The sequence below is a fragment of the Dialister sp. CAG:357 genome (assembly GCF_000435155.1).
Lineage (GTDB): Bacteria > Bacillota > Negativicutes > Veillonellales > Dialisteraceae > Dialister > Dialister hominis.
The window spans coordinates 1-5556 of record NZ_FR896371.1 but is presented as its reverse complement, the minus strand read 5'-3'; the positions used below and the strand labels follow the sequence as shown (position 1 = coordinate 5556).

The following is a 5556-nucleotide window of genomic DNA, read 5'->3' as shown; positions in this document are numbered from 1 at the left end:
ACACCCTTAAACCTCACTTCGTTCGAGAAAAGAGAAAACAGCGTTTTAGCGATTTTTGTCACAGCCCCTTTTCTATTTTCCATCTATTTCTCAGTCTATGAGTACCATGCCGTAGACGGGAAGTTTCTTGACGGGGCCGGTGAGCATTTCGGAGCGGTAGCCGTTGTCTTTGATAAGAGCGAAGACGTCGATGCCGCAGGCTTCGAGCGACGGTCTTGCTTCGAGCGGATGGACGCAGTGCTTGAGATTGCAGGTCTCACAGAGACGGCAGCGGCCGGCTTTCAGTGCGAAGGCTTTGTAGTAGTTCTTCAGCATAGCGCTTCTTTCTACTTTCAGCAGTACTTCGAGAAGGCCGTTTGTGACGCCTGTGTCGACTTTGGTCCAGTCTTTGCAGTCTTCTTCGGTGAGTGTGACGGTGTACTGGATGATGATGCCATTCTTGTATTCACCGATGAATTGTTTCATGAAAGGAAGCTCTGGTGTGTACGGCGGGCAGCAGAGCGTCTTTCCGTAGTTCGGGCAGCCGAACTGGCACTTCATTCTCGGCCAGGCGGCGAGTTTGACGCTGGCGATGTCGACTTTTTTCGCATCGGATGCGCCTGCTTCTTTGGCCTCTTTGATCAGGTCCTGTAAATCTTGTTCAGTCATTATATCCTCCTTGGGTTTCCCAAATCCCATGCCGGTATTATTATTGTTATCCGGCTTTTCCTCTATTGTAGCACTAAGGAAATCCTATGGTGCAGGAAATTTCGGATATTCTTCACTTGCTTTTGCTGCGGCGCGAAAAGGTCGTATGAATCAGCTTCCAGAGCGGCAGCAGGTACAGGTAGAAGGCATAGGGAATGGATGCGAGGGGCGCGCTGGTCGCGGCGAGGACGATGGCGCAGGCGATGGACCATGGAATGACGGCGGGGATGACGATAGCTGTGTCTTCCAGGTCTTCCGCAAACTGCTCCTTGTCCTTATTGAGTGTCCCGCAGAGCTGGGATGTAAGGATGACTGCGAGCGTCTGGCTGCAGGAAATGAGGCTCGTGATGATGGCAGAGAGCAGCGTCGCCGGATAATTCCCGAAGCGGCGTGCAAAGGTTTCAAGTTTCCCATGGATGCCGTCCAGAAGTCCCGTCCCCTGGAAAATGCCGGAGAAGGAAGCGGAGAGGCAGACGATGGCGGCGACATGGAGCATGGATACGATGCCTCCCCCATTGACCATGGGCGCAAGTTCCGGGACGGGCGAAACGTAGCCGAAGATCATGATGAAAAGGATATTCCATGGATCCTGCGCCTGCTCGGTGTAGGAAAGAAGCGCCGCCAGAGCGATGCTGACGGCCATATTCGTTTTGACGGGTACGCGGAAGAAGCTGAGGAGGAGAATGGAAACGGCAGGCAGCGCAAGGATGGGCGAAAAGATATAGAGCTCTTCAAAGTCTGCAGAAGCTGCGGCTGACGCGGCGGCATCTGGAAGCATTTCTCCAAGAGCAAAGTAAATCACGCAGGAAATGAGGAATGGCAGAACTGCGGATTTTGCCATATTTCTTATATTCGTATAGAGGTCGACTTCCGTTAGGACGCTGACGAGGAGCGCAGAGGTCGAGACGGGCGACATGCGGTCGCCGAAGTAGACGCCGGCAAGGATGGCGCCTCCCACCATGGCCGGCGGCATACCGATGGTCATTCCGATCGACATGGTGATGACCCCCATCGTGGCGGACGTGCCGAAGGATGTTCCGAGGAGAAAGGAAACCGCGCAGTTCAGAAGGAAGGCAATCAGGATGAAAATGGACGGCTCTATGAAATCGGAAGCGAGCGTAATGATGTAGGCAATCGTTCCCGAAGCGCGCCACACACCTGTCAGCATGCCGATCAGCATGAAGACGATGAAGATGGTGCGGACGGACATGACGCCCTTCCATGCCATGGAGAGGACATCGGACAAGCTGTACTTCTTATAGAGTCCGTACCCGACGAAAAGAAAGAAGCCTGCGCCAAGCGCATAGAGGAGCTCTGATCCTGTCAGGATGCAGATAAAAAAATGGCTGCGAAAATCCCTAAAACGATATTTGCCATATAGATCACTTCCCCCGGCCGGGTTTTCCCCGGTCTTTTTTACTGTCTATTCATACTGTCATTGTATCACGCTATTTCCCTATCGTCAGCAGAAAAGCCGATGGAATGCGGAGATTTCCTCTTCCAGTATCAATGAAATTTATAGTATAAGAAAATGTAAAGAATTATTTAATATTTAATACCTTGCATTACAAAGTACTTTGTGATAAAGTATGTTCAACGAAGAAAACAGACCGCCAGTCAATAATCCAGGGAGGTGTTTTCTTCGGAAGATCTTAGTCACCCAAGAAAGGAGCGGCTATGAATGTACAATTGAAGAAAGGTGTCATGGAGATCGTGGTTCTCTCCATGCTCCAGCGGAAAGATTTCTATGGCTACGAGCTGGTCACGGAAATCTCCAAGTACATCGAAATGTCCGAAGGTACTATTTATCCGCTGCTGAACCGTTTCAAGAAAGATGGCCTGGTCGACACGTACCTGGCTGAATCACATAATGGCCCCCCGCGGAAATATTACCGCATCACAGACGCAGGCCGGGCTGAATTCCAGGAGTCCGTGAAGGAATGGACGGAATTCAACAAAGCTGTGCGACGACTACTTGCCGAAGGAGGCGAATCTTATGCGTGAAAGTGAATTTTTAGACCTTATAAGGTACTATTTCCGCAACGCGAAGCCGAGCGAAGTGAAGGAAATCCTCGCTGACTACGAGGCTCATTTCGAAGAAGGCAAAAAGGAAGGACTTACTGAGGAGGAAATCTCCAAGGAGCTCGGCAGTCCGAAAGATATATATGATTCCTACCAGTCCGAAGTCTTCGTCGATGAAAAGACGAAGACTTCCACGCTGATGGATGGCGCTGAAAAGGCAGCCAATGCCGCTGGCAAGGCAGCCGATGCAGCACAGAAGAAACTGGGCGAAACCTGGGATGAGGTCAGCCCGAAGCTTCCGCAGGCTGTGGAAAGCACAGCTCTCCTGACAGCACGTCTCCTCTACGGCGCAGGCATCGTCCTTGCCGTATTCATCGCAGCAGCAACGATCCTGATTCTGGGTCTCCTGCAGGTACGGTTCGCACCGTTCCAGGGTATTCCCCCGCTTCCGGGTCTCCACCCGCTGACGCTCTTCTCGATCGGCGGCGCTGGCATCTTCTCCGCCCTCGCTGTTCTCTTCACGGGAATCGAAGGCAGCAAAGCTCTCCAGAGCACCGTCAAGAAAGATGATCATAAAGAGGAAGGCGGTGAAGGCAAATGAAAAAAATCATTGTTTTCATCGTACTCGCTATCCTCTCCATGGTGACAGCCGCCGTTTCCTTCGTGGCAAACGACATCGGCTCCTACCGTCACTGGATCGCTGAAAATAAACCGGCGATCATGGAAAACTTTGACCACAAGGACAGGCACATCCGTCCTGATGAAGAACGCAGGATGATGGATGAACGTCATGACAAGGACTTCAAGGGTCCGCCTCCGGATCTCCACGGCCGTGATGACCGCAGGGATGTGAAGGATGCTGACAAGGCAGCCAAGAATGCACCGGCGCAGGATCAGAAACCTGCACAGGATCAGAAGCCGGCCGCAGAAAATGCTCCTGAAGCAGCACCGCAGAACTAATCGTGATTTCCCCGGCAGGGTTTCCTGACCGGTACATATTGGAAGGACAGGCAAAGGCCTATTTTGGAAAAGAGGTACATTATGAACAAGAAAATTATCGCAGCAGCTATCGCAGGACTTGCGCTGACAGGCGCTCTCGCATTCGGCACGACGGTTTCCGCCGCTGACGAACGTCCGATGGTTCCTCCGGAATATTCCCAGAAGGGTGATGCCTGGACAAAGAACAATGACCAGTACTCCAGTCAGCAGATTCAGAACATGAAGAAAGCTGAACAGAAGGACCAGAAAGAACATGCCAAGAAAGTGAAGAAGCATGTAAAGAAAGATCAGAAGCAGGACAATTTCGAACAGGACAGAAACAAGAGATACGAAGACCAGGGCATCCACTACGGCCAAAAGCACGAAAAGAAAGCCCCGAAGGTCAAGAAAGAAGAAAAACAGGACCCGCCGAAAGCTATGGGTCCAGACGATGAGGAATGGCACCGCATCTAATCCTGGTTACCCAAAAGTAACCGCTTGCCATTATTTGATTTAGTGGATACAATAATCCCTATGTCATGGAAGCCCTTCCGCTCCGCACCTCCCAAAACGCGAACGGAATGCATATATAAATTTGCTTCAGAAAGGATGGATTCATTATGAGAAACCTGAAGAAACACATCATCATGGTATCTGCCGCAGCTATGTTTGCCGCAGCCGGATTTGCAGGAAATTCCGTTTTTGCCGCTGAACCGACGACTGACAATTTCGTGCTCCCTCCGCAGATGACCGAGCAGCAGAAGGCTGATTGGGCCAAGGACAATCCGCAGTACCGCGAAAAGGAAACCCAGCAGGCAGAAAGAACTGCTAGAATGGCTCCGAAAGCCGTCACTCCGGATGAAGTCACCAATACCGGCCGCGATTACTGTATCGCTCTCCTCAATGCAGAAGAAGGCCGCGCTCCAAGAAGCGACGAGAATGCCATGATGCAGAAAGACGGACAGCCTGCACCTTCCGACAAGGCCAATGGCCCGAGAGTCAGAAGAGGTGACCGCCGCATGCCTGAAGGCCAGCAGCAGCCACAGCACCGCTTCCACCGCAAGGATGGACAGAAGGACGAATGGAAAGCTGACGGCCAGAAGGGCGAGCAGCATTTCAAAGGCGAAAAACGTGATGGAGAGCACCGCTTCGACAGACAGGACCGTGACGGACAGCACCGCGAAGGTCCGAAAGACAAGCGTTTCAAACACCATAAGAACCCGCGCTTTGATCAGCAAAAAGGTAATGAGCAGGGCCAGCATAAGAAGGACCACAAATTCGGTCCGAGAGACGGCCAGCCCACCCCTCCTCCGGACGCAGGTTTCCAGCCGCGTCCGGACGGACAGATGCAGCCTGAAGAATAAAGACTGCTTGACGTGAATCATGACCAGGCGGACTTCCCAAATAAACCTGGCCTTCACAACTCATCTCTCCACCTTCCCGATTTCGGAGAGCGAGTATAAAAAATTCACAAATCCCGGACGCCAACCTTCCCAAAACCGGCGTCCGGCTGCCAGAGCAATCCCATGCTTTGGTTCACTCCAAGGGGCCGGACAAGGAACGTTATCTTTCTTCCCTATAAAAAGAACCTTTCTTCCGGCCTCCGGCAGGATCCCTCCTTCCCAAAATCGGATCCTGCCAAGCCTTATCCTTCAGTTCCGGTTTCTTCCTCCCTGTTGAGCCGGAATCCCCCGAAGAATGAGGTACTCCCTTACAAATTAATACCTTCCCTGAAGGATACGAAGTCCTTCACCAAAAAGCCGCTATTCCCCGAGCGGCTTTTTGAGTGGGAATTTTGGTGGGTGGAGGGAAACAGGGCAACGGCAGGAAAGAATAAAGGTTCTTCACGCTTTTTTGTGGGATAAAAAT

7 protein-coding genes are annotated in these 5556 nt (G+C 51.8%); 5 read left to right on the top strand and 2 right to left on the bottom strand.

Annotated elements, in window-relative coordinates; translation table 11 throughout:
• Positions 1–90: 90 nt before the first annotated feature.
• Together M3200_RS01385 and M3200_RS01380 are read right to left on the bottom strand one after the other, a co-directional pair.
• Entirely contained in the window at positions 91–648 is a 558-nt protein-coding gene (locus M3200_RS01385; RefSeq protein ID WP_022381749.1) for a DUF2284 domain-containing protein, read from the bottom strand.
• A gap of 112 nt (positions 649–760) precedes the next feature.
• Complete coding sequence (locus tag M3200_RS01380) at positions 761–1933, bottom strand: Na+/H+ antiporter NhaC family protein (protein WP_353867215.1); 1173 nt, start codon at positions 1931–1933, stop codon at positions 761–763.
• 431 nt (positions 1934–2364) lie between these two features.
• Here M3200_RS01380 and M3200_RS01375 point away from each other — a divergent pair, with 431 nt between their 5' ends.
• From M3200_RS01375 to M3200_RS01355, 5 genes are all read left to right on the top strand, one after another.
• Complete coding sequence (locus M3200_RS01375; RefSeq protein ID WP_022381747.1) at positions 2365–2691, top strand: PadR family transcriptional regulator; 327 nt, start codon at positions 2365–2367, stop codon at positions 2689–2691.
• Positions 2684–3310, top strand: coding sequence for a DUF1700 domain-containing protein (locus tag M3200_RS01370; RefSeq protein WP_022381746.1), 627 nt, complete (start codon positions 2684–2686; stop codon positions 3308–3310). Before M3200_RS01375 ends, M3200_RS01370 begins: the two co-directional genes overlap by 8 nt.
• Positions 3307–3669 (top strand): hypothetical protein, encoded by a 363-nt coding sequence (locus M3200_RS01365; protein ID WP_022381745.1) that lies wholly within the window; start codon positions 3307–3309, stop codon positions 3667–3669. Before M3200_RS01370 ends, M3200_RS01365 begins: the two co-directional genes overlap by 4 nt.
• A gap of 81 nt (positions 3670–3750) precedes the next feature.
• A complete protein-coding gene (locus tag M3200_RS01360; protein ID WP_022381744.1) occupies positions 3751–4161 on the top strand; it encodes a hypothetical protein in 411 nt (136 codons plus the stop codon).
• Positions 4162–4307: 146 nt separating this feature from the next.
• The gene (locus M3200_RS01355) at positions 4308–5051 is read left to right on the top strand and encodes a hypothetical protein (RefSeq protein ID WP_022381743.1); all 744 of its coding nucleotides are present in this window, start codon (positions 4308–4310) and stop codon (positions 5049–5051) included.
• Positions 5052–5556: the final 505 nt, after the last annotated feature.

What these genes read in the sequence shown, in the direction of transcription:
- M3200_RS01385 (WP_022381749.1), bottom strand. Translation starts at nt 648, where the DNA reads ATGACTGAACAAGATTTACAGGACCTGATCAAAGAGGCCAAAGAAGCA.
- M3200_RS01375 (WP_022381747.1), top strand. Translation starts at nt 2,365, where the DNA reads ATGAATGTACAATTGAAGAAAGGTGTCATGGAGATCGTGGTTCTCTCC.
- M3200_RS01370 (WP_022381746.1), top strand. Translation starts at nt 2,684, where the DNA reads ATGCGTGAAAGTGAATTTTTAGACCTTATAAGGTACTATTTCCGCAAC.
- M3200_RS01365 (WP_022381745.1), top strand. Translation starts at nt 3,307, where the DNA reads ATGAAAAAAATCATTGTTTTCATCGTACTCGCTATCCTCTCCATGGTG.
- M3200_RS01360 (WP_022381744.1), top strand. Translation starts at nt 3,751, where the DNA reads ATGAACAAGAAAATTATCGCAGCAGCTATCGCAGGACTTGCGCTGACA.
- M3200_RS01355 (WP_022381743.1), top strand. Translation starts at nt 4,308, where the DNA reads ATGAGAAACCTGAAGAAACACATCATCATGGTATCTGCCGCAGCTATG.